Raw genomic sequence first — 21,361 nt, 5'->3', positions numbered from 1 at the left:
TTCTGTTCGTCGGTCGAGGGCTCATTGGTCGGGTTTAACGTGGTCATACAAACTCCCAAGAGTCTGGGTGTTGCAACGACCAGTAGAACCCAAGAGATCATGGGCCCAGTTTCCAAAGGTGGGCCCGGCGCAGCTCAGCGCGCGGCCCGACGCAACACGGCCTCCGCGTGCCGCAGCACCGGGCCGTCGACCATGCGACCCTCGTGCTGGAAGACGCCGCGGGCACTTGCTGCGGCCTCGAGCAGTCCGAGGGCATAGTCCACCTCGGCGGCGGTCGGCTGGTAGGCCGCACGAATGACAGCGACCTGGCTGGGGTGGATGCAGGCGGTCGCGGTGAAGCCGCTCGCGACGGCATCCGCTGCCTCGTCGTGCAGCCCCGCGGCGTCGGTGATGTCGAGGTGCACCGTATCAATGGCGGCCTTGTCGTGTACCCCGGCCGCGAGCAGCACCAGCGACCGGGCCTGGCGCGCGACATCGCGGTAGCGGCCGTCGGCGAACCGGCTGGAGGTGCCGCCGAGGGAGGCGACGAGATCTTCGGCGCCCCACATGAGCGCGACGACGTTGCGTTCGGCGGCGATCTCCGTGGCCGAGATCACGCCGGCGGCGGTCTCACACAGGGCGATCACCCGATACGCCGCGAGCCGTTCCACCTGGCCGGCACTGATGGTCTTGGCGAGCATGACGTCGCGGTAGTCCGTGCGTTCGAGGGCGGCCAGGTCGAGGGCGAAATCGGCCGTGTCGGCCGGATTGATACGCACGATGGTATGGGCCGGGTCAAGCGGTTGCTCGATCAGCGCCCGCCGCGCCGCCGCCCGATCGGCGGGCGCAACGGCGTCCTCGAGGTCGAGGATGACCGCATCGGCCCGCTCGATCGCCTTCACGTAGCGTTCGGGTCGGTCGGCCGGGCAGAACAACAGCGCGGGTCCGAGGCTGAACGGTGCCGGTGTGAACGGGCTGAGCCCGGCCGGACTGCCATCGAACGGGTCTGGGCCCGCCGGCTCACCGAACTCGTCGAACGGGCCCGAATCGAAGGAGCCCTGCTCGAACGGGTCGCCGTCGAACGGGCCGCCGTCGAACGGGCCGCCGTCGAACGGGCCGCCGTCGAACGGGCCGCTCACTGCGCTGCCCCTTGGCACCAGACCAGCACCGTGCGTACGGCCGTGCCGACAACGACACCGTGCTGGTTGCGGCCGGAATGTTCCAGGGTGATGATGCCCTGCCCCGGCCGACTCGTCGACAGCCGCTTGTCGGTGACGATGGTCTCCGAGTAGAGGGTGTCGCCGTGATGCAGCGGATGCGGAAAGGTCACGGCCAAAAACCCCAGATTCGCCACGATCGTGCCCTGGGTCAGCTGCGCAACGGAGCTGCCCACCATGGTCGAGAGGGTGAACATGGAGTTGACCAGGCGTTCCCCGAACGGCTGGGTGGCCGACCACGCCGCATCGAGGTGCAGGGCCTGTGTGTTCATGGTCATCGTCGTGAACAGCACGTTGTCGGCCTCGGTCACCGTGCGGCCCGGCCGGTGCTGATAGAGAGCTGTGAGGTCGAATTCTTCGAAGTAGAGGCCGCGTTGTTCGATGACGGTTCGCTCCTCTGCCGACGCGGCTGGGCCCTCGGGCATGCGCTTCTCCTCGGTCTCGTCGTGCCGCGTCAGGCAGCGAACCCTAGCGACCGGGCGATGACCATGAGTTGCACTTCGGTCGTCCCCTCGCCCAGTTCGAGCACTTTGGAATCACGATAGTGCCGGGCGACCGGGTTTTCATTCAGAAAGCCGTAACCGCCGAAGATCTGGGTGGCGTCGCGGGCGTTGTCCATGGCCGCTTCGCTGCCGATCATCTTGGCGATCGACGCCTCCATCTTGAAGGGTTTGCCGTTGATCATTTTCAGCGCCGCGTCGTAGTAGGCGAGGCGGGCGCTGTGTGCGCGCGCCTGCATGCGGGCCAGCTTGAAGGCGATGTGCTGGTTGGAACCGATGGCTCGACCGAACACGTTGCGGCTCTTCGCGTAGCGCACCGACTCGTCCAGGCAGCCCTGCGCCGCCCCGGCGCACAGTGCGGCGAAGGCGATGCGGCCCTCGTCGAGGGTCTGCACGAAGTTGGCGAAACCGCGGCCACGCTCACCGAGCAGGTTCGCTTCGGGTACGCGCACGTTGTCGAAGAGCAGCGGATGCGTGTCGGAGGTGTGCCAGCCGACCTTGTCGTAGGCGGGCAGTACCGTGAAACCGGGTGCCGGCGTCGGCACCAGAATGGCGGTGAGTTCCTTTTTGATCGAACCGTCGCCGCGGGTGGACTGACCGGTGACGGCGGTGACCGTGACCAGCCGGGTGATCTCGGTGCCGGAATTGGTGATGAACTGCTTGCTGCCGTTGATCACCCAGTGGCCGTCCACGAGTTCTGCGGTGGTCTTGGTGCCGGCGGCGTCGGAGCCGGCATCCGCTTCGGTGAGGCCAAATGCGGAGAGGGCTTTGCCGCTCGCGAGCAGCGGCACCCACTCCTGCTTCTGCTGTTCCGTGCCGCGACGGTACACCGGCATGATGCCCAGGCCCACGCCCGCCTCGAGGGTGACGGCGATGCTCTGGTCGACGCGTCCGAGCTGTTCGACGGCGAGGCAGAGCGAGAAATAGTCACTGCCCTGGCCGCCGTATTCTTTTGGGAAGGGCAGGCCGAACAGCCCCATTTCGCCCATCTGGTCGATGATGCCGTAGGGCAGGCTGCGCAGGGTGTCGTACTCGTAGGCGGCCGGCGCGACGACGGTGTCGGCGAAGTCGCGCACCTGGTCGCTGAGGCCCTGCTGGGCGGGGCTGAGTTCGTAGCTCATTGTGGATCTCCCTGGTCTGGGGTGGTTGTGGCATCGGGGGTGACAGTTGCGACGATCTGGTCGAGGCACACGAGCTCGCCGGGGGCGACGCTGATCGTGACGGTTCCCGCGTGGGGCGCCACGAGTTTGTGCTCCATCTTCATCGCCTCGATGGTGGCGAGGGTCTGCCCGGCGATCACGCGATCTCCGCTCGTGACCGGCACCGCGACAACGGTGCCCGGCATCGGGGAGCGCACCTCGGGCTGCAGGGCGCCGGCCACCCGGTCCCGCCCGGCGAGCTGCTCGGCCAGGTGTTCGGCGCGGCTCGGCAGCCCGAGGTCGAAGGCGACGCCATCGTGACCGAGGTAGAGCCGGCCGGTGGTGCGGGCCAGGTCGTAGACGCGAGTTTCTCCCGCGAACTCCACGCGCACACGCCCGGCGTCGATCGGCGCAAATCTGCCGACGGCCAACGCAGCGTCGCCGACCCGAACGGATGCTGCACCCGGCTCCCCGAGAACGGCCACGCTCACCATCGCGCGGCCCACTTTGAGCTCGTACCGAGCGGGGCGGTGCTCACCCAGACGCCAGCCGCTCGGCCGCTGCCAGCTCGAGCTGGCCGCTTCGTTCGCGTCGGCGTGCAGCAGCAGGGCCGCTGCCGCCAGAACGTGGTCGTCGGCTTGCCGAAAGGCGAGATGCGGCAGGGTGCGTTCGATCAGCCCGGTGTCGAGCTGACCGGCGCGAACCATCGGTTCGTGCAGCAGCAGCCGGAGATATTCCAGGTTGGTCTGCACCCCGAGCACGAGGGTGTCGGCGAGGGCACGCTCGAGGCGGGCGATGGCGGTGGCCCGGTCGGGACCCCAGGCCACGACCTTGGCGAGCATCGGGTCGTAGGCACCACCGATCTGCAGGCCGGGCAGTAGGGCGCTGTCGACGCGAATTCCGTCGCCGACGGCCTCGCGGAGGGTCAGCACCGTGCCGGTCATCGGCAGAAAGTCGCGGGTGGGGTTCTCCGCATAGACGCGGGCCTCGATTGCATGCCCATTCAGGCATATATCGCTCTGGGCGAGCCCGAGCGGCTCCCCCGCGGCGATGCGCAGCTGCCAGTCAACGAGGTCGACGCCGGTGACGAGTTCGGTGACCGGGTGTTCGACCTGCAGGCGGGTGTTCATCTCCATGAAAAAGAACTCATCGGGAGCGTCGGCGGCGACCAGGAATTCGACGGTACCGGCCCCGCGATAGTCGACGCTGCGGGCGGCCGCGCAGGCGGCCTCGCCGATGCGTGCCCTGGTGGCCGCGTCGAGCAGCGGTGACGGTGCTTCCTCGATGACTTTCTGGTGGCGTCGCTGCAGCGAGCACTCACGTTCGCCGAGGTGGATGACGGCGCCGTAGTTGTCGGCGAGCACCTGAACCTCGATGTGCCGGGGGGCGGAGACGAGCCGTTCCAGAAAGAGGGTGTCGTCGCCGAACGCGTTCGCGGCAACCCGACGGGCGGTGCGCAGGGCGTCGGCAAGTTGGTCGGCGCTCTCGACGATCTCCATGCCTTTGCCGCCGCCGCCGGCGGAGGGTTTGATCAGCAACGGGTACCCCACCTCGGCGGCGGCCAGGGTGAGCTGCTCGTCGCTGAGCCCCGGCCGTGCGATTCCGGGGATGATCGGCACTCCGAAGCCGGCGACGTGGTTCTTGGAACGGATCTTGTCGCCCATCACGGCCAGCGCGTTAACGCTCGGTCCGATGAAGACGATGCCGGCGTCGGCGCAGGCCCGCGCGAAGGCCTGATTTTCGCTGAGGAACCCGTAGCCCGGGTGAATGGCCTGGGCGCCGGTCTGCGCGGCAGCAGCCAGAATAGCGTCGATGCTGAGGTAGCTCTCGGCCGGGGCGGCGGGTCCAATGCGCACCGCGGCATCCGCTTGCTGAACATGGCGGGCGCCGCGATCGGCGTCGCTGTAGACCGCAACGGAGCGGATGCCCCGCTCCCGCAGCGTGCGCAGGATGCGGCAGGCGATCTCGCCGCGATTGGCGACCAGCACAATATCGAAGAGAGTGGTCATCGGTTCACATCCGAAACAGGCCGAGGGCGGGGACAGGCAGGGGCACCGCGGCGCAAATCTCGAGGGCGAGGCCGAGCACGGTGCGGGTATCGGCCGGATCGATGACGCCATCGTCCCAGAGCCGGGCGGTGGAATAATACGGGCTGCCCTGCTGCTCATACTGGTCGGTGATCGGCTGCCTGAACGCGGCTTCGGCCTCGGCCGACCATTCGTCACCGCGCGCTTCGATCTGCTCGCGTTTCACGGTCGCGAGCACCGCTGATGCCTGCGGGCCGCCCATCACCGAGATGCGGCTGCCCGGCCACATCCAGAGGAAGCGCGGCGAGTAGGCGCGGCCGCACATGGAATAGTTGCCGGCGCCGAATGAACCGCCGATGACAACGGTGAGTTTGGGAACGCGGGTGGTGGCGACGGCGGTGACCATTTTGGCGCCGTGCCGGGCGATGCCGCCGGCCTCGGCATCCTTGCCGACCATGAAGCCCGAGATGTTCTGCAGAAAGATCAACGGGATGCCGCGCTGGTCGCACAGCTCAATGAAGTGGGCGCCTTTCTGCGCCGACTCGGAGAACAGAATGCCGTTGTTGGCGACGATGCCCACCGGATGGCCGTGCAGGCGGGCGAATCCGGTGACCAGGGTGGCGCCGAACTCCCGCTTGAACTCGTGGAATTCGCTCGCATCAACGAGCCGGGCGATGACCTCGTGCACATCGTAGGGCTGCTGCACGTCGACCGGCACGGCGCCATAGAGCTCGTCGATGGGCGCAGCCGGTTCACGCACGGGCAGCACCGGCCAGGCCGACGGCCCGGGCGCGGGCAGGGTCGCGACGATGTCGCGCACAATCTGCAGGGCGTGTTCGTCGTTCTCGGCAAGGTGGTCGGTGACACCGGAGATGCGGGAGTGCAGCTCGCCGCCGCCGAGCTCCTCGGCCGAGACAATCTCCCCGATCGCGGCCTTCACCAGCGGCGGCCCTCCGAGAAAGATCGTGCCCTGGCCCCGCACGATCACGGTCTCGTCGCTCATCGCCGGAACGTAAGCGCCGCCGGCGGTGCAGGAACCAAGCACGGCGGCGAGCTGCGGAATGCGGGCTGCGGACATCCGTGCCTGGTTGTAGAAGATGCGGCCGAAGTGGTCACGGTCGGGAAAGACCTCGTCTTGCCGGGGCAGGAAGGCACCGCCGGAGTCGACCAGGTAGACGCAGGGCAGCCGGTTCTCGAGGGCGATTTCCTGGGCGCGCAGATGCTTCTTGACGGTGAGCGGATAGTAGGTGCCGCCTTTGACCGTGGCGTCATTGCAGATGACGAGCACGGGCCGATTGTGCACGAGACCGATTCCGGCGATGATTCCCGCACCGGGGCTGTCATCGTGGTACAGGCCCGTGGCGGCGAGCGGCGCGATTTCGAGAAAAGGGCTGCCGTCATCGAGCAGCCGGTCGACGCGGTCCCGCGGCAGGAGTTTTCCGCGGGCCACGTGCCGCTGCCTTGAGGTCTCGGGGCCGCCGAGCGCCGCCGAGGCGAGGCGGGAGCGAAGATCGGCGACGAGGGCGCGCTGCGCGCTGTCATTGGCGCGAAAGACGGGAGCATTCGGGTCGAGCTCACTGCTGAGTGCGTGCATCGCCGACTGTCTCCTTTGACTGGCGCCAATCACAGTTAATGATTGGTAACTCAAATTAGGATAGCTAGTGTTAACTCAAATGTCCAGTATCTTGAGAACCACTCCGCGCAGCCAGGCGAAGGCCGACCGTCGCACCGCCCTGCTTACGGCGGCGGCCACCCTGTTTGCCCGCTCAGGCTTCAACGGTGTCTCGATCGAGGACCTCGGCGCGGCCGTAGGGGTGAGCGGACCGGCGGTCTACCGCCATTTCAGCGGCAAGCCAGCCGTGCTCGCCGCGCTGCTGATCGACGTGAGCGAGGATCTGATCATCGGGGGCCGGTCGGTCGTCACGGCGACAACGGATGCCGTGGCCGCCGTGCAGGGGCTCGTGCGCTTTCACGTGAACTTCGCCCTGGCGAACCCCGACGTGATCCGTGTGCAGGACCGCGATCTCGATAGCCTGGCAGAGCCGGACCGACACCGGGTTCGGGCACTGCAGCGCGAATACGTGGAACTCTGGGTGGGGGTCCTGCAGCGCATTCATCCCGCGATCGACGAGGGACAGCTGCGCATTCGAGCGCACGCCACCTTCGGGCTCCTGAATTCGACCCCGCACAGCGCGCGCGCCGCGGCTCAGCCGGCCGTGCAGGCCCTGCTCGAGGAGATGGCCCTCGCCGCCCTCGGCCTGCCCGTTCAGGTCTGACCTAGGACCCGAGAGCCAGGCGCACGCCGAGGGCGATCATCACCACGGCGATCACCGCATCGAGCACTCGCCACGCTGCCGGCTTGGCGAACATCGGGCGCAGCAGTCGGGCACCGAAGCCGAGCGCACAGAACCAGACGAAGCTGGCCGCGATGGCGCCTCCTGCCCACCACCAGCGTTCTACCGCGCCCTGCTGGTTGGCGACAGCGCCGAGGAACAACACGGTGTCCAGGTAGACGTGCGGATTCAGCCAGGTGAGGGCGAGCGCACTCGCGACGGCGACCCGAATTCCGGTCGTGACCCCGACGCCCGACACGACGAGCACGCCGGGGCGAAGTGCCCGGCGGGCCGCGACGAGGCCGTAGATGATCAGAAAGGCGGAGCCTAGAACGCGTATCACGATGATCGCCACCGGCACAGCGGCCACGACCACCCCGAGGCCGAGCACTCCGGCCAGAATGAGCACGGCGTCCGACAGGGCGCAGATCACGACCACCGGCACGATGACCCGGTTGCGCCCCTCGATGCCGAGGCGCAGCACGAACGCATTCTGCGACCCGATCGCCATGATGAGGGAGAGCCCGGTGGCGAGGCCCAGCAGGGCCGGCAGAAGAGTGGAGGTCACCCGTGCAACGCTAGGTGCTCGAGCCTGTTCAGTACAGCTATTGTTTCTTAAGTTGGATAAGCTGACCTAATGCAGCGATTCACCCTCGAACAGCTCGCCACCCTGCTGGCGCTCGTCAACGAGGGCTCGTTCGACGCAGCCGCCGCCCGACTGCACGTGACGCCGTCCGCGATTTCCCAGCGCGTAAAAGCGATAGAACAAACCTGCGGGCGGGTGTTGGTGCAACGCACGACGCCGGTGCGCCTCACCGACGCCGGCAACGTGCTGCTACGGTATGCGCGCCAGGTGGAGCTGCTCGAAGCCGATACCGTGCGCGAGTTGCAGCAGGGTCGCTCCGACGGAGACGCATTCCTCGTGTCTCTCGCCGTGAACGCGGACAGCCTCGCCACTTGGTTTCTCGATGCCCTCGCCGGGCTCGGGGAGAGCCTCGGCGTGGCCTTTGACCTGCATCGGGAAGACCAGGAACACACAACGAATCTGTTGCGTGCAGGAACGGTCATGGCCGCGGTCACGTCCACGCGCGAGGCCATGCAGGGTTGCGTCACCGAGCCGCTCGGCCAGATGCGGTATCACGCGGTCGCCACGCCCGGGTTCATCACCCGCTGGCTGCCGGCGGGCGCCGGCCTGACTGGCCTGACCGTCGCGCCAGTCGTGGCCTTTGAACGCAATGATGACCTGCAGGAGGCGTTTCTGCGCGAACGCATGGGTAGGGGCAGCAGCGGGCCGGTGCATTACATTCCTACGTCGAACGACTTCGTGCGGGCCATCTTGCTGGGCTTCGGCTGGGGCATGCTGCCGGAACAGCAATGCGCCGCCGAGATCGCCGACGGGCGATTGATCGATCTCGCCCCCGAGTCGGCGGTGGATGTGGGGCTGTTCTGGCAACGCTGGAATCTCACCTCGCCGCTGCTCGATGCCGTCTCGGCAGCGGTGCGGGCCGAAGCCCGGGCGACGCTGCGCCCGTTCTAACGGCTCAGAACGCGGCGGTGCAGACGCAGAGCTCGTTGCCCTCAACGTCGGCGAGCACCCACCAGTCGGGCGCGTGCTCGTCGGTGAGCAACACACCACCGCACAGGAGCACGGCTGCGACCCGGTCTTCGGCATCGTCGCTCGGCACGTACACATCGAGATGAATCCGGTTGCGGGCGGTGCGGGCGATCTCCATGTGTTGGAACCATACTTTCGGGGCCAGTCCGCGCGGGTCGACCAATTCGATGCCATCCTCGCCGGCGACCTCGATGTAGCCGAGGCCGACCCGCCAGAACGGGCGCACGGCATCCGCGTCGGTGCAGTCGATCGCGATGTCGTAGCGAGCCGGCTGGGCGGAACGCGCGGTGGCGCCGAGGGTGTCGGCGATCTGCTGCACTCGGGCCGCGAGCTCGAGATCGCGAAGGGTCACTCCCCCGGCGTCGTGCGAGGTGAGCACGAGCGACACCGTCCCGTAGCCCAGGCGCACGTCGGGGTGGTGATTCAGCTCTTCGGCGACCGCGCCGACCCGGTTGACCAGTTCGAGAGCTGACGCGAAGTCTGTGGTGCGAAACGTGGCGTGCAGGCATCCGTCGAGGTGCACGAAAGCGGTGCCCGCCAGCTGCTTCTTTGTCGAATAAGGGGCGAGCAGTGCACCGTGAGCGTTCATGCCTCCACTGTCCTCCGCCGTCGTACCCCGGTCAACCGCCCGCGTCGTGCATAACTCCAACGAGTTGCCGACCGGTTGCGTGGCTAATTCAGGAAAACCGCCGAGAGGAGGGCCGAAACAGCCCGAAAGACACCGGTCTCGGAGAGGATCTCCTGAATTAGCCACCAAGCACACGTCACCAGGACGCGATCCGCGGCCTGAATTGCTGTCAGGTCACCGGCAGAATTGCCGGCCCGTTGCGTGGCCGATTCAGGAAAACCGCCGCGAGGAGAGCTGAAAACAGCCCGAAGACACCTGTCACGGAGAGGATTTCCTGAATTAGCCACCAGGCACACGCCACCAAGACATGATCCGAGGCAGAGAAGGCTGTGTGGGGGTTGCCGTCACGGCACCGGCGAGGTTAGACCATGGTCAGCACGCGGGCCGGGTCGGCCAGGATGGTGGCGATGTCGGCGAGAAAGCGGGAACCCTGCTCGCCGTCGACCAGACGGTGGTCGAATGACAGGCTGAGGGTGAGCACCTTGCGCAGCGCGACCTGCCCGCGATACTCCCACGGCTGGGAGCGGATGGCGCCCAGCGCGAGGATCGCCGCCTCCCCCGGGTTGAGGATGGGCGTGCCGGCGTCGATGCCGAACACGCCGATATTGGTGATAGTGATCGTTCCGCCGGCCAGCGCCGCCGGGGTGGTCGTTCCGGCCCTGGCAGCCGTGGTGAGTGCGGCGAGCGCGGCGGCGAGACCGCGCAGATCGAGGCGGTCAGCGTCGACGATGTTCGGCACGAGCAGGCCGCGCGGGGTGGCCGCTGCAATGCCGAGGTTCACGTGATGAAACTGCACGATTTCGCCGGCCGGCTCATCCCAGCGGGCGTTGACCGCGGGGGTGCGGCCGACGGCGAGGCAGAGCGCTTTAGCCACCACCGCGAGGATGCCGATGCCGGCGTCGGCAAACCGGCCGTCAGCGCGCAGGGAATCGAGCAGTTCGAGGGTGGGCGTGACGTCGATGGTGAGGAACTCGGTCACGTGCGGCGCTGTGAAGGCGCTGTGCACCATGGCCGCAGCGGTGAGTTTGCGCAGGCTCCTGATCGGCGTGCGCGTTTCGCGCTCGAACGCTCCGGCCGGCGTTGCGGCCTGAATTCCGGCTGGGGAGCCGGGCAGCGCACCCGAGGGGACTTGCGGCATCGTCTGTGGCACTGGCACCGGCACCGGCACCGGCACCGGCACGGAACGGGTGAGGTGGGCGCGTACGTCGTCCCGGGTAATCAGGCCGTCGCGCCCGGTTCCGGTGACCGTGGTGAGATCGATGCCGAGGTCGCGGGCCAGGGCGCGCACCGGCGGCGTCGAGCGCGGGCGCTCCCCCACTAATGCAACACCAAGCGCAGTGGATGCAGCGGCGGGCTGATCGACGGATGCCGCGTCGGGCATCACCCGGTCTGCCGCGGCCAGCGCGGCTGCAGGCGGTGCGGCGGATGGTACATGGTCAGCGGGAGCAGCTTTCTCGCCAATAGCCTGATCGGACGCCGGCCGGCCGGCCACGGCCGCCGGGCCACTGCCCGCACGCGCTCGGCGCTGGGGATGACCGCCGCGTTCCACAGCCGGGCCGTAGCCGACCAGATTCGCCTCGCGCTGCTCGGTAGCGGCGGCGGCAGGCGCGGCAACATCCGCTGTCGATAACGGGTCAGGCTCGCCGCCGATATCGAAGGAGACGATCGGGTCGCCGACGTGCACGACCACCCCGGCCGGCTGGTGCAGCACGCGCACCACTCCGGCGAACGGGCTCGGCAGTTCAACGACGGCCTTGGCCGTTTCCACGTCGGCAATGTGTTGGTTGAGGGTGACCTCGTCGCCGGGCGCCACCAGCCAGGCCACGATCTCGCTCTCGGTGAGCCCCTCACCGAGGTCGGGCAGCTTGAACACCTTGATCATCGTCGCCCCATGACCCGGTCGACGCCGTCAAGAATGCGGTCGAGGTCGGGCAGGTGGTGGCTTTCGAGCTTGGCCGGCGGATAGGGCACATCGAAGCCGGTCACCCGCACCGGCGCGGATTCCAGGTAGCTGAAGCAGCGTTCGGTAACGGTCGCGATGATCTCGCCGCCCAGTCCGCCCGACTGGGCCGCCTCGTGCGTCACGACCAGCCGCCCGGTTTTCCGAACGGATGCCTCCACAACCGCGTAGTCCACCGGTGACAGTGACCGCAGGTCGATGACCTCGATCGACACGCCTTCGTCGAAGGCGGCGAGCGCCGCCTCCCGCGCGGTGGACACGAGCGCGCCATAGGTGAGGAGCGTGACATCCCTTCCCGGGCAAACGACGACGGCCTGCTCCATCGGAGCGCCGATCTCCGGCACCACCTCCCCCTTGACGTGGTATCGACGCTTTGGCTCGAAGTACAGCACCGGGTCGTCGCTCGCTATGGCCTGCCGAATAAGGCTGTAGGCATCCTGGGCGTTGGAGACAGCGATCACGCGCAGGCCGGAGGTGTGGGTAAAGTATGCTTCCGGTGATTCCGAGTGGTGCTCGGCCGCTCCGATGCCGCCGCCGAACGGCACCCGGATGGTGATCGGCATGCGCACGGCGCCCTGGGTGCGGTAGTGGAACTTGGCGACCTGACTGACGATTTGGTCGAAGGCGGGAAAGATGAAGCCGTCGAACTGGATCTCGCAGACCGGGCGGTATCCGCGGTAGGCGAGACCGACGGCGGTGCCGATGATGGCGGATTCCGCGAGCGGCGTGTCGATAACCCGGCGAGCGCCGAACTGGGCGAGCAGGTCGCTGGTCACCCGAAAGACACCGCCGAGGGCACCGATGTCTTCGCCGAGCAGCACGACCTTGGGGTCGTCGAGCATGGCCTGGCGCAGGCCTTCGTTGATCGCCTTGCCCAGGGTGAGGGTCGTGGTCTGCGTCAGCGGGGTGGGGGCCGGGGCGGTGAGGCCGGGAAGGGTCGAGACCGCGGCGGGAGTCATCAGGGTGGTCATGGTCATCACGCCTTTGGGTTCTGTTCGGAGCTATCGAAGCTCGTGAGGTAGCCGGCGTAGTCGGTGCGCTGGCGCTCGAGGGTGGCATTGGGGGTGGCATAGACATGGTCGAACACGCTCAGCGGTTCGGGGTCGGGCATGCCGATGCAGCCGGCGCGCAGTTCGACCGCCGCGGCATCGGCGAGGGCCTGGGTGGCCGCCTCGACCTCGGGGGTGATCTCACCGAGCGCCGTCAACAGGCGATGCAGGCGCAGTAGCGGGTCCCGCGTCTTCCACTCGGCGAGTTCGGCGGGATCGCGGTAGCGGGTGGGGTCATCCGCTGTGGTGTGCGGCCCCATGCGGTAGGTGACGGCTTCGATGAAGGTGGGGCCACCGCCGGTGCGGGCCCGGTCGAGGGCGATGCGGGTGGCCGCCAGCACCGCTATCACGTCGTTACCGTCGATGCGGAGGCTTGGAATGCCAAAGCCCGGAGCGCGATCGGCGATGTTGCGGTGGGCCTGCACGCCGACCGGTTCGGAGATGGCCCAGTGGTTGTTCTGGCAGAAGAAGACCACCGGGGCCTGGAAGCTCGCGGCGAAGACCATGGCTTCATTGACATCGCCCTCGCTCGTGGCGCCGTCGCCGAAATAGGTGATGGCGACCGAGTCGACGTCGTCGCGCTGGGCGCCGAGTGCCCAGCCGGTGGCGTGCAGGGTCTGCGCGCCGATGATGATCGCCGGGGTGGCCACGTTCACGGTGTACGGGTCCCATCCGGATTGAGCGTTGCCGCGCCAGACTGTGACGATGTCGGTGAGGTTGACTCCGCGGCAGTAGGCGACCGCGTTCTCGCGGTAGCTCGGAAAGACGAAGTCGTCGCTGCGCAGCGCACGGGCCGAACCGACCTGGGCGGCTTCCTGGCCGAGCAGCGGCGGCCACAGGCCGAGTTCGCCCTGACGTTGCAGGGCGGTCGCCTCGGTGTCGATGCGGCGCACCACAACGAGGTCACGGTAGAGGGCGAGCAGGGCGGGGCCGTCGAGATCTTCGACCCACGGGTCGAAGTCGCCGGCGGGCATCCGCTCGCCATCGGGCGAGAGGAGTTGCACCGGCCGGGGGGAGGAATCAATCATGGGTCGCTCCGAGCGTCATTGCTAAAGTTGACGTGAGCCTATGTCGACCCGACAGGCAGCACAACCACTGCCAAAAATAGTGAGCAGAGTGCCCTATTCAGGCGCGTCAGACCGTGTTAATGTTTTGCACTATGTACAGCCTCGACAAGACCGATACACAGCTCCTTCAGGCGCTCTCCGCCGACCCGCGCAGCACCTTCGTCGCGCTCGCCGATACGCTGGGCCTGTCTCGCAATACCGTGCAGGCCCGCATGAAGCGGTTGGAAGATTCGGGCGCCTTTCTCGGCTTCGATCGCCGCATCAATCCGGCCGCGCTCGGCTACCCGCTGACCGCCTTCATTGAGGTGCACGTGCAGCAGAAGCGGCTCGCCCAGATCGTGATCGACCTCGCTTTGATCCCCGAGATCGTGCAGGCGCACGGCATGAGCGGGCAGGCCGATCTGCTCGTGCGGGTGGTGTGCACGGATGCCGCCGACCTGTTCCGCATCGACGGCACGATCCTCGCCTGCGACGGGGTGGAACGCACCGAGACCTCGCTCGCGATGGGCGAGGTCATCCCCTACCGTCTCACCCCGTTGCTCGACCGCCGTGGCTAACACCATCTATTTGCTAAAGTCTTCATATAGTTATATAAAGAAGTAATGAAGTTATTTGCGCTGGTAGTCTTGCACTCAACCAGACGCACCGCAAAATCCGTCGCCTGCCCGACACCTTCGACTTTCGCGCTCCCCACAGAAGGCACCAGCTTCGTGAACATGCATGCACACCGGGGACTCGTATGAGTTTCCTGCGATTGGCCACCCTCATTCGTCACGGCGCACGCATCGCCGAACCGGCACCATCCGCACCACCGATGTTTGACGGAGCCGAGGTCTTCGGCGGCAGCGTGCAGGTACGTTTCATCAACGCCGGCGGCTGCAACGACTGTGCCCTCGAAGTCTCGGCCGCGTTCGGACCGGTCTACGACGTGGAACGCTATGGCGCGCGGCTGGTGCCGTCACCCCGGCACGCTGACGTGCTGCTCATCGTTGGCAGTGTGACCCGCAACATGGCCGAGCCGCTACGCCGCACGATCGAAGCCACCCCTACCCCCCGGTTCGTGATCGCGGTCGGTGACTGCGCCCTGCACGGCGGCCCCTTTCGCGACGGTTACGGCATCATGGGGCCGGTGTCTGACTTCGTGCACGTCGACATCGAGGTTCCGGGCAGTCCGCCGGAACCGGCCGACATTGTGCGGGCGCTGCGCCGGATGACCGGCCGATGACCGGCATCGGAGCCGGCCTGCTCCTGCAACTCGGCCTCGGCGCGCTGGCCGTGGTGAGCGCCCTTATGGCGGCACCGTCCCTGCGGTCGCGGGCGGGCGGCATCCTCTGCACCCTCATCGCCGTGACCGGTTTCGTCACCGGCCTCGCCGCCCTGCTCGGCGCCACCGGCGGTCTGCTCATTCCGATCGCTCTGCCGATGGACCCGCTGCTGCTGGCCCCCGATCGCCTCGGCGGCCTGTTCATGCTCGTGGTCTCCGGGGTCGGCATTCTCGTGTCGCTGTACTCGATGAGTTCCACCCGCGGGCCCGATGCGAGTCGCACGGCCTGGGTGGCCATGCCGGTGTTCCTCGTGGGGATGCAGCTCGTTCCGGCCGCGACCGACTCGGTGTCGTTCCTGTTGGCCTGGGAGATCATGACGCTCGGCTCCACCGTGCTGCTGCTGGCCGACCACGCCAGCCGCGCCAGCGTTGCCTCGGCCGGAATCTGGTACTCCGCCATGTCGCAGCTGAGCTTCTTCTTCATTTTGGCCGGATTCGCCGTGCTCGCCGCAGCGTCGGGCGGTACGAGCTTCGCCAACCTGCAGATCGAATCGGGTTCCTGGCCAGCCAATGTGGCCTTCGTGCTGTTCCTGCTCGGTTTCGGCGGTAAGGCCGAACTCGTGCCGCTGCACGTCTGGGTGCCCCGGGTGCTGCCCGAGGCGCCGAGCCACGTGTCGGCCGCGATGAGCGGCGCCATGGTCAAGGTCGGCGTTTACGGCGGCCTGCTGGTGTGCGTGCGCCTGCTGCCCGACGGCCCGGCCTGGTGGGGCATCGCGATCATGCTCATCGGCGGCGCCTCCGCTCTCTACGGCATTCTGCAGGCCTCCGTCTCGAGCGATCTCAAGGTGCTGCTCGCGTACTCGACCACCGAAAACATGGGCCTGGTCTTTCTCGGACTCGGCGCGAGTATGCTGCTGCGCGGCTACGACGCCACAGCGGCAGCGGATGCCGCGCTCGTCGCCGCCCTGCTGCTCGCCGTCAGCCACGCCGCGTTCAAATCAACCCTGTTCCTCGGTGCCGGCGCCATCATCCACGCCACCGGGGAGCGTAACCTCGACCGGCTCGGCGGGCTCGGCGCCCGCATGCCGGTGACCGCCGCCGCGTTCGGCGTGGCCAGCCTCGGCGCGGCCGCCATCCCGATCACGAGCGGCTTCGTCGCCGAGTGGATGCTGCTCCAGTCGCTCATCCACGGCGGCCGCCTTGACGGAGCGGTCGTCTCGGTCGCGGCATCCGTTGCCATGCCCCTCGCCGTCGCCGTGATCGCCCTCACCGCCGGCCTCGCGCTGCTCACCTTCGTCAAGGCGTACGGCATCGCCTTTCTCGCCCGCCCGCGCAGCACTGCAGCAGCGGATGCCCATGAGGTGCCGCCGCTCATGCAGCTCGCTCTCGCCCTCGGCGCACTCTCCGTGCTGGCCCTCGGGCTGCTCCCCGGCCCGGTAGCCGCGCTCGTGGCGCACACGGTCAGCCCGAACCCGACAGCCGCCGTACAGTCGGTCGGCCTCGGCGGGGTGTCCCTGCCGGGCATCGGCGCGGTGCTCGACCCGATCATGCTCGTCGTGCTCTCCGCTCTCGTCGCCATCCCGGTGATCGTGTCGATCATCGTTTCGGCCCGTCGGCATCCGCACCGCACCGTCGACCTGCCCTGGGGCGGCGGCGGCTCCCGGGCGCGCCCGCGCATGCAGTACACCGCCACCTCCTACGCCGAACCGCTCGTGCGGGTCTTCGACGACGTGCTCAGGCCGTCGCGCGACGTGCAGGTCACCCACGTGGCAGAGTCGCGCTACCTGGTGGAACGGGTACAGGTGGAACAACGTGTCTCTGACGTCTTCGAAACCCGGCTGTACCGTCCGGTGCTCAACCTGTTCCAACGCTATGGAATCGTCGTGCGGCAGGTCGCCAACGGCAGCATCCACCGGTATCTTTCCTACTCCTTCGTCGCCCTTCTGATCGTCCTGATTGTGGTCTCGCTATGAACGCCACGCTGAGCGCCATCATCATCGCCTTCGTGCAGGTTGTGCTGTTCGTCTTTCTCGCCCCACTGCTCATGGGCGTGATCCGCCAGGTACGGGCCACCATCGAGGGCCGTGCCGGTGCCGGAATCTGGCAGCCCTGGCGTGACGTGCGCAAGCTGCTGGCGAAGAACCCGGTGCGTGCCGAAGGCAGCAGCTGGATGCTCACGGCCGGACCGGTGGCTCTGATGGTCTCGAGCCTGCTGCTCTGCGTACTGCTGCCCCTCGTGGGCACCATCCCGTTCCCGTCCATTCCGAGCGACCTGTTCGTCATCGTCTCCGTCATGTTGATCGGCGTCGTCGCACTGGCGTTGGTCGGACTCGACGGTGGAACAGCGTTCGGCGGCATGGGGTCCAGCCGGCACATGACCGTCGCCGCACTCGTCGAACCGACCCTGCTGCTCGCGGTCTACGCCCTCTCGATTCCCGCCCAAACGAGCACCATCTCGGCCATTGTCGAAACCAGGCTGTTCTCCCCCGCGGTCATCATCTCGCCGGTCAGCGTGCTCGCCCTCGTGGCCCTGTCGATCGCGATCATGGCCGAAACCGCCCGCCTACCGATCGACAACCCGGGCACCCACCTCGAACTGACCATGCTGCACGAGGCAATGACCCTGGAAGCGAGCGGCCGCGATCTGGCCTGGCTCGAAGTCGGCTCCTGGCTGAAGCTCGCTGCCCTGCTCGGCCTGGTCAGCAACCTGGTCGTGCCGTGGGGCGTCGTCACCGAGTTCAGCGCCCTCGCCCTGGCCGTCGGCGTTGTCAGCATCGCCGTGAAGGTGCTCGTGCTCGGTGTGCTGCTGAGCGTCGGCGAGATCTTTTTGGCCAAGGTGCGCCTGTTCCAGGTGCCCGAGCTGCTCGCTGGTTCCTTCGCCCTCGCCTTCCTGGCCGTCACCGCCTCCTACCTGGTCGCCTGAGGAGCATCCGTCGTGTTTGAAACCTTCTATCCCCAGCTGATCGGCCTGTGCACCGGCGCCCTGCTGCTCACGAGCGCGCTCATGGTCTGGCGTCATTCCCTGCTCGCGTCCATTCGGCTGCTGGCCCTGCAGGGCATCGCCCTCGCCGCACTCGTCGCCGTGATCGGCATCGCCGAGGGTGAGCCCGAACTGGTGCTCGTGTCGCTGCTGATTCTCTCGGTCAAGGGCGTCGGCCTGCCGTGGGTGCTCGCCCACCAATCCAAAGCGTCGATCAAACAGATTCAGGAATCACCCCGGCTCAACCCGACCGCCGCCCTGCTCGCCGTCACCCTGCTGACCATTCTCAGCTACGTCGTGGTCAGCCGCGTCTTCGGCCTCGGTGATACGACGACCGGCCATGCCGCCCCGATCGGCCTGGCCATGGTCCTCATCGGCTTTCTGCTGCTGATCAGCCGCCGCCGCGCCCGCTCCCAGCTCATCGGTTTTCTGCTGCTCGACAACGGCATCGCCACCATCGCATTCCTGACCAGCGGCGGTGTTCCGATTCTGCTCGAATTCGCGGTCTCCCTCGACGTGCTGCTGGTCGTGCTCATCCTGCACGTGTTCGCCGGCCGCATGCGCACCAAGTTCGGCGGCACCGCCGTCGATCAGCTCAGAGAGTTGCACGACTGATGTCATTTGTACTGTGGATTCCCCTGGTCGGCCCGCTCGTCCTGGCCGGGCTCAGCCTCCTGCTTCGCGGCTCGGCGCTCCGCCGTTTCGTCGGCGTCGCCGCGTCGACCGCGGTGCTCGGCTCTGGATTGGTACTGGTCGGCGCGGTGCTGAGCGGTTCCGTTCCCGACAGCGGCGGCGGCATGCTGCGCGCCGACGCCCTCTCCGCCTACATGCTCAGCGTCGTCGGAGCGGTCGGCCTCATCTCCACCTGGGGCGGTCTCAGCAGCGCCGCATCGAGCCGCACCAGGGACGCCGCCGGTTATGAGGCGCTCATCGCCCTGTTCCTGGCCGCGATGTCCCTCGCCGTACTCGCCGACAGCATCGGCCTGATGTGGGCCGCCGTTGAAGCCACGACCATCGCCACCGCGTTCCTGGTCGGACACCACCGCACCCGCCGGTCCCTCGAGGCAGCCTGGAAATACGTCATCCTCGGCTCGGTCGGAGTCGCCATCGCACTGCTCGGCATCGTGCTCATCTACGCCGCCTCGGTCGGCACCGACACCCCCACCCTGTCCTGGATGATGCTGAGCCAGTCCGCGCGAGGCCTCGATCCCGCGCTCATCACCGCCGGCGGTGCACTCGCCGTGCTCGGATTCGCCACCAAGTCGGGCCTGGCCCCGATGCACAGCTGGCTGCCGGATGCCCACAGTCAGGCCCCCGCGCCGGTCTCCGGCCTGATGTCGGGCGTGCTGCTCTCCGTCGCGCTCTACGCCATCCTGCGCATCCAGTCGATCACCAATCTCGTGATCGGCCCGGAATTTCTGCGCACTATGCTCAGCATCGGCGGCCTGCTCTCCCTGCTCGTGGCCGCCTCCCTGCTCATTCGCCAACGCGACTACAAGCGGATGCTCGCCTACTCCAGCATCGAACACATGGGCCTCATGGCGATCGGCGTGGCCATCGGCCCGGCCGCGCTCCCCTCCGTGCTGTTGTACATTCTCGGCCACGGCCTGATCAAGGCAACCCTGTTCGTAATCTCGGGACGCATTCTCAAGGTCGAGGGCACCCCGGTAATCACGGACGTGCGCGCCCTGCTGGTGCGACGCCCCGGCCTCGCGGTGCCCTGGCTGATCGCCATGGCCGCCATCGTCGGGTTTCCCCCGTTCAGCATCTTCTTCTCCGAAGTCGGCATCATCATGGCCGGCTGGTCGGTGGGTCTCGGCGGCGTGGTCGGAGCGGCCCTCGTGCTGCTGCTCGTCATCTTTGCCGCGTTCACCCGTCTCACCGTGCAGATGACCATCGGGGCTCCCCCAGCCGGCACCGCGTTCACACCCGACTACTCGTCGCACGGCCCGCGCCTGCCCATCATCCTGGCCCTGGCCACGACAGCGACGGTCGCGTTCGTGGCCGAACCGATCGGCACCCTGCTGCTGCAGGCCACGGCCGTTCTGGGAGGAACCAACTGATGACTGACGAGCGAACGCCCGAAGACGTGGATGCCGATAATCTGGCGTCCGGCGACGCCGAACTGCGTCACCTCGACCGTGCCCAACTACCGCAGGCCGCCGGCGCCTTGCTCGACGCCGGCAGCCGCCTGGCGCTGGTCGCCTGCCACGAAGACGAAAATGACTTTCGCATCGTCTACTCCTTCGTGGGCACCACCGCGGTGTTGCGGGCTGACCTCTGCGTCACCGTGCCGCGAGATGATGCCTGGATTCCGAGCCTCGCCGAGAGGTCCCTGCCGGCCGGCAACTTCGAGCGCGGCATCCGCGACCTGTACGGGGTCGTCCCCCGCAATCATCCGCAGCCGCACCGCCTCGTACGCCACGGCCACTGGCCGCGCGGCTGGTACCCCATGCTGCGCGCCAACGCCGTCGTGCCCGAGTTCGAGCCCGACACCGAGTCGTTCCCGTTCGTGCCTGTGGAAGGCCCCGGCGTCTACGAGATCGCCGTCGGTCCCATTCACGCCGGCATCATCGAGCCCGGCCACTTTCGGTTCTCCGTCGTCGGGGAGACCATCGTGCGGATGGAAGCGCGCCAGTGGTACCTGCACCGCGGAGTCGAGAAGGTGTTCGAGGGTAAGACCGCGGCGGAGGGAGTGCTCCTGGCCGAACAAATCAGCGGCGACACCGCCGTCGGGCACTCCCTGGCCTTCGTCATGGCCGTCGAACAGGCCGCCGGCATCGAAGTTTCCGAGCCCGATCGGCTGCTGCGCGCGCTGCTGCTCGAGTTGGAACGCCTGTACAACCACGTGACCGACCTCGGTTCCCTCGCCAACGACGTAGGGTTCGGCATCATCGACGCCCACGCCCTGGGGTTGCGCGAGCAGCTGCTGCGCATCAACAAAACGATCACCGGTCACCGACTGCTGCGCGGTGCTCTCAGCGTGGGCGGCACCCGGGTGATTTCCCTTCCCGATGCGGCCGACCTCGTGCGCATCAGCGCTGCCATGGCCGAACTGGTCGGAATCACGCTCGGGCACGCCATCGTCCGCGGCCGTTTCACCGGCACCGCCCGGCTGTCCAACGCGCACGCGACCATGATCGGAACGCTCGGCTACGTCGCCCGCGCCTCCGGCATCGACACGGACGCCCGCAACGAGCATCCGTTCGTCAATCTCGGCGAAGTCTTCCACGTCGTGACCGAGGAAGGAGGCGATGTGCTCGCGCGGTACACCGTTCGCGCGCGCGAGGTCGAGGTGTCCACCGCGATCGCGGTCGACCTGCTCCACCGGTTGCAGGGACACACCGGAAGCGCGTTCCGCGTGAACCCGGCACAGGCCGGCACCGGACTCGCCTTGGTCGAAGCCTGGCGCGGAACCGCGACCCATCGGGTCGAGCTCGCCGCCGACGGAACGCTCGCCCGGGTGAAGGTCGTCGACCCGTCGTTCCTGAACTGGCCCGCCCTGCCCGACGCCCTGTCGGAGACGATCGTTCCCGACTTTCCGCTGGCCAACAAGAGCTTCAACCTCTCTTACGCCGGCAACGACCTGTAACGCCCCTGCGC

19 protein-coding genes are annotated in these 21,361 nt (G+C 67.6%); 9 read left to right on the top strand and 10 right to left on the bottom strand.

What is annotated here, in order from left to right; all coding sequences use genetic code 11:
* Positions 1-134: 134 nt before the first annotated feature.
* From E3O25_RS03585 to E3O25_RS03565, 5 genes are all read right to left on the bottom strand, one after another.
* A complete protein-coding gene (locus E3O25_RS03585) occupies positions 135-917 on the bottom strand; it encodes a CoA ester lyase (protein ID WP_092112194.1) in 783 nt (260 codons plus the stop codon).
* Between the two features lie 197 nt (positions 918-1,114).
* On the bottom strand, positions 1,115-1,621 hold the full coding sequence (locus E3O25_RS03580; RefSeq protein ID WP_092112183.1) for a MaoC family dehydratase: 507 nt from the start codon (positions 1,619-1,621) through the stop codon (positions 1,115-1,117).
* 29 nt (positions 1,622-1,650) lie between these two features.
* Positions 1,651-2,817, bottom strand: a complete 1,167-nt coding sequence (locus tag E3O25_RS03575; RefSeq protein WP_092112182.1) for an acyl-CoA dehydrogenase family protein — start codon at positions 2,815-2,817, stop codon at positions 1,651-1,653.
* Entirely contained in the window at positions 2,814-4,844 is a 2,031-nt protein-coding gene (locus E3O25_RS03570; protein ID WP_092112180.1) for a biotin carboxylase N-terminal domain-containing protein, read from the bottom strand. The genes E3O25_RS03575 and E3O25_RS03570 overlap by 4 nt, the downstream gene beginning before the upstream one ends.
* Before the next feature lie 4 nt (positions 4,845-4,848).
* On the bottom strand, positions 4,849-6,456 hold the full coding sequence (locus E3O25_RS03565; RefSeq protein ID WP_134360470.1) for a carboxyl transferase domain-containing protein: 1,608 nt from the start codon (positions 6,454-6,456) through the stop codon (positions 4,849-4,851).
* A 79-nt stretch (positions 6,457-6,535) separates the two neighbouring features.
* Here E3O25_RS03565 and E3O25_RS03560 point away from each other — a divergent pair, with 79 nt between their 5' ends.
* The gene (locus E3O25_RS03560; RefSeq protein WP_092112176.1) at positions 6,536-7,138 is read left to right on the top strand and encodes a TetR/AcrR family transcriptional regulator; all 603 of its coding nucleotides are present in this window, start codon (positions 6,536-6,538) and stop codon (positions 7,136-7,138) included.
* A 1-nt stretch (position 7,139) separates the two neighbouring features.
* On the opposite strand, the gene E3O25_RS03555 is transcribed toward E3O25_RS03560, so the two are convergent.
* A complete protein-coding gene (locus E3O25_RS03555; RefSeq protein ID WP_134360469.1) occupies positions 7,140-7,763 on the bottom strand; it encodes a LysE/ArgO family amino acid transporter in 624 nt (207 codons plus the stop codon).
* 69 nt (positions 7,764-7,832) lie between these two features.
* Here E3O25_RS03555 and E3O25_RS03550 point away from each other — a divergent pair, with 69 nt between their 5' ends.
* A complete protein-coding gene (locus tag E3O25_RS03550; RefSeq protein ID WP_092112173.1) occupies positions 7,833-8,732 on the top strand; it encodes a LysR family transcriptional regulator ArgP in 900 nt (299 codons plus the stop codon).
* A gap of 4 nt (positions 8,733-8,736) precedes the next feature.
* Here the strand turns inward: E3O25_RS03550 and E3O25_RS03545 are convergent, their stop codons facing one another.
* From E3O25_RS03545 to pdhA, 4 genes are all read right to left on the bottom strand, one after another.
* Positions 8,737-9,399: a VOC family protein gene (locus E3O25_RS03545; protein ID WP_134360468.1), complete on the bottom strand. Its 663-nt coding sequence runs from the start codon at positions 9,397-9,399 to the stop codon at positions 8,737-8,739.
* 400 nt (positions 9,400-9,799) lie between these two features.
* On the bottom strand, positions 9,800-11,320 hold the full coding sequence (locus tag E3O25_RS03540) for a dihydrolipoamide acetyltransferase family protein (RefSeq protein WP_134360467.1): 1,521 nt from the start codon (positions 11,318-11,320) through the stop codon (positions 9,800-9,802).
* Complete coding sequence (locus E3O25_RS03535) at positions 11,317-12,375, bottom strand: alpha-ketoacid dehydrogenase subunit beta (RefSeq protein ID WP_370448715.1); 1,059 nt, start codon at positions 12,373-12,375, stop codon at positions 11,317-11,319. The genes E3O25_RS03540 and E3O25_RS03535 overlap by 4 nt, the downstream gene beginning before the upstream one ends.
* Positions 12,375-13,475 carry a pyruvate dehydrogenase (acetyl-transferring) E1 component subunit alpha gene (gene pdhA / locus E3O25_RS03530; protein WP_134360466.1) on the bottom strand — a complete coding sequence of 367 codons (1,101 nt, stop codon included), beginning with the start codon at positions 13,473-13,475 and terminating at the stop codon, positions 12,375-12,377. Before pdhA ends, E3O25_RS03535 begins: the two co-directional genes overlap by 1 nt.
* A 131-nt stretch (positions 13,476-13,606) precedes the next feature.
* Between pdhA and E3O25_RS03525 the strand changes: the two genes are divergently transcribed.
* From E3O25_RS03525 to E3O25_RS03495, 7 genes are all read left to right on the top strand, one after another.
* A complete protein-coding gene (locus tag E3O25_RS03525) occupies positions 13,607-14,071 on the top strand; it encodes an Lrp/AsnC family transcriptional regulator (RefSeq protein WP_092112165.1) in 465 nt (154 codons plus the stop codon).
* Positions 14,072-14,253: 182 nt separating this feature from the next.
* The gene (locus E3O25_RS03520) at positions 14,254-14,739 is read left to right on the top strand and encodes an NADH-quinone oxidoreductase subunit B family protein (protein ID WP_092112163.1); all 486 of its coding nucleotides are present in this window, start codon (positions 14,254-14,256) and stop codon (positions 14,737-14,739) included.
* Positions 14,736-16,751: a proton-conducting transporter membrane subunit gene (locus E3O25_RS03515; RefSeq protein WP_092112161.1), complete on the top strand. Its 2,016-nt coding sequence runs from the start codon at positions 14,736-14,738 to the stop codon at positions 16,749-16,751. Before E3O25_RS03520 ends, E3O25_RS03515 begins: the two co-directional genes overlap by 4 nt.
* Positions 16,748-17,701, top strand: a complete 954-nt coding sequence (locus E3O25_RS03510; protein ID WP_092112159.1) for a respiratory chain complex I subunit 1 family protein — start codon at positions 16,748-16,750, stop codon at positions 17,699-17,701. The genes E3O25_RS03515 and E3O25_RS03510 overlap by 4 nt, the downstream gene beginning before the upstream one ends.
* 12 nt (positions 17,702-17,713) lie before the next feature.
* Positions 17,714-18,373: a hypothetical protein gene (locus tag E3O25_RS03505; RefSeq protein ID WP_092112157.1), complete on the top strand. Its 660-nt coding sequence runs from the start codon at positions 17,714-17,716 to the stop codon at positions 18,371-18,373.
* The gene (locus E3O25_RS03500; RefSeq protein ID WP_092112155.1) at positions 18,373-19,821 is read left to right on the top strand and encodes a proton-conducting transporter membrane subunit; all 1,449 of its coding nucleotides are present in this window, start codon (positions 18,373-18,375) and stop codon (positions 19,819-19,821) included. Before E3O25_RS03505 ends, E3O25_RS03500 begins: the two co-directional genes overlap by 1 nt.
* Positions 19,821-21,350 carry an NADH-quinone oxidoreductase subunit C gene (locus E3O25_RS03495; protein ID WP_092112153.1) on the top strand — a complete coding sequence of 510 codons (1,530 nt, stop codon included), beginning with the start codon at positions 19,821-19,823 and terminating at the stop codon, positions 21,348-21,350. Before E3O25_RS03500 ends, E3O25_RS03495 begins: the two co-directional genes overlap by 1 nt.
* Positions 21,351-21,361: the final 11 nt, after the last annotated feature.

Origin of the sequence: Cryobacterium sp. TMT1-3, from assembly GCF_004402315.1 — a bacterium.
In the GTDB taxonomy this organism is placed as follows: Bacteria; Actinomycetota; Actinomycetes; order Actinomycetales; family Microbacteriaceae; genus Cryobacterium; species Cryobacterium luteum.
This window is presented reverse-complemented; position numbering and strand designations above follow the sequence as displayed.

Excerpts from the sequence above, each read along its gene's own strand:
- E3O25_RS03580 (WP_092112183.1), bottom strand. The coding sequence starts at position 1,621 with ATGCCCGAGGGCCCAGCCGCGTCGGCAGAGGAGCGAACCGTCATCGAA.
- E3O25_RS03575 (WP_092112182.1), bottom strand. The coding sequence starts at position 2,817 with ATGAGCTACGAACTCAGCCCCGCCCAGCAGGGCCTCAGCGACCAGGTG.
- E3O25_RS03570 (WP_092112180.1), bottom strand. The coding sequence starts at position 4,844 with ATGACCACTCTCTTCGATATTGTGCTGGTCGCCAATCGCGGCGAGATC.
- E3O25_RS03565 (WP_134360470.1), bottom strand. The coding sequence starts at position 6,456 with ATGCACGCACTCAGCAGTGAGCTCGACCCGAATGCTCCCGTCTTTCGC.
- E3O25_RS03560 (WP_092112176.1), top strand. The coding sequence starts at position 6,536 with ATGTCCAGTATCTTGAGAACCACTCCGCGCAGCCAGGCGAAGGCCGAC.
- E3O25_RS03550 (WP_092112173.1), top strand. The coding sequence starts at position 7,833 with ATGCAGCGATTCACCCTCGAACAGCTCGCCACCCTGCTGGCGCTCGTC.
- E3O25_RS03545 (WP_134360468.1), bottom strand. The coding sequence starts at position 9,399 with ATGAACGCTCACGGTGCACTGCTCGCCCCTTATTCGACAAAGAAGCAG.
- E3O25_RS03540 (WP_134360467.1), bottom strand. The coding sequence starts at position 11,320 with ATGATCAAGGTGTTCAAGCTGCCCGACCTCGGTGAGGGGCTCACCGAG.
- E3O25_RS03535 (WP_370448715.1), bottom strand. The coding sequence starts at position 12,375 with ATGACCATGACCACCCTGATGACTCCCGCCGCGGTCTCGACCCTTCCC.
- pdhA (WP_134360466.1), bottom strand. The coding sequence starts at position 13,475 with ATGATTGATTCCTCCCCCCGGCCGGTGCAACTCCTCTCGCCCGATGGC.
- E3O25_RS03525 (WP_092112165.1), top strand. The coding sequence starts at position 13,607 with ATGTACAGCCTCGACAAGACCGATACACAGCTCCTTCAGGCGCTCTCC.
- E3O25_RS03520 (WP_092112163.1), top strand. The coding sequence starts at position 14,254 with ATGAGTTTCCTGCGATTGGCCACCCTCATTCGTCACGGCGCACGCATC.
- E3O25_RS03515 (WP_092112161.1), top strand. The coding sequence starts at position 14,736 with ATGACCGGCATCGGAGCCGGCCTGCTCCTGCAACTCGGCCTCGGCGCG.
- E3O25_RS03510 (WP_092112159.1), top strand. The coding sequence starts at position 16,748 with ATGAACGCCACGCTGAGCGCCATCATCATCGCCTTCGTGCAGGTTGTG.
- E3O25_RS03500 (WP_092112155.1), top strand. The coding sequence starts at position 18,373 with ATGTCATTTGTACTGTGGATTCCCCTGGTCGGCCCGCTCGTCCTGGCC.
- E3O25_RS03495 (WP_092112153.1), top strand. The coding sequence starts at position 19,821 with ATGACTGACGAGCGAACGCCCGAAGACGTGGATGCCGATAATCTGGCG.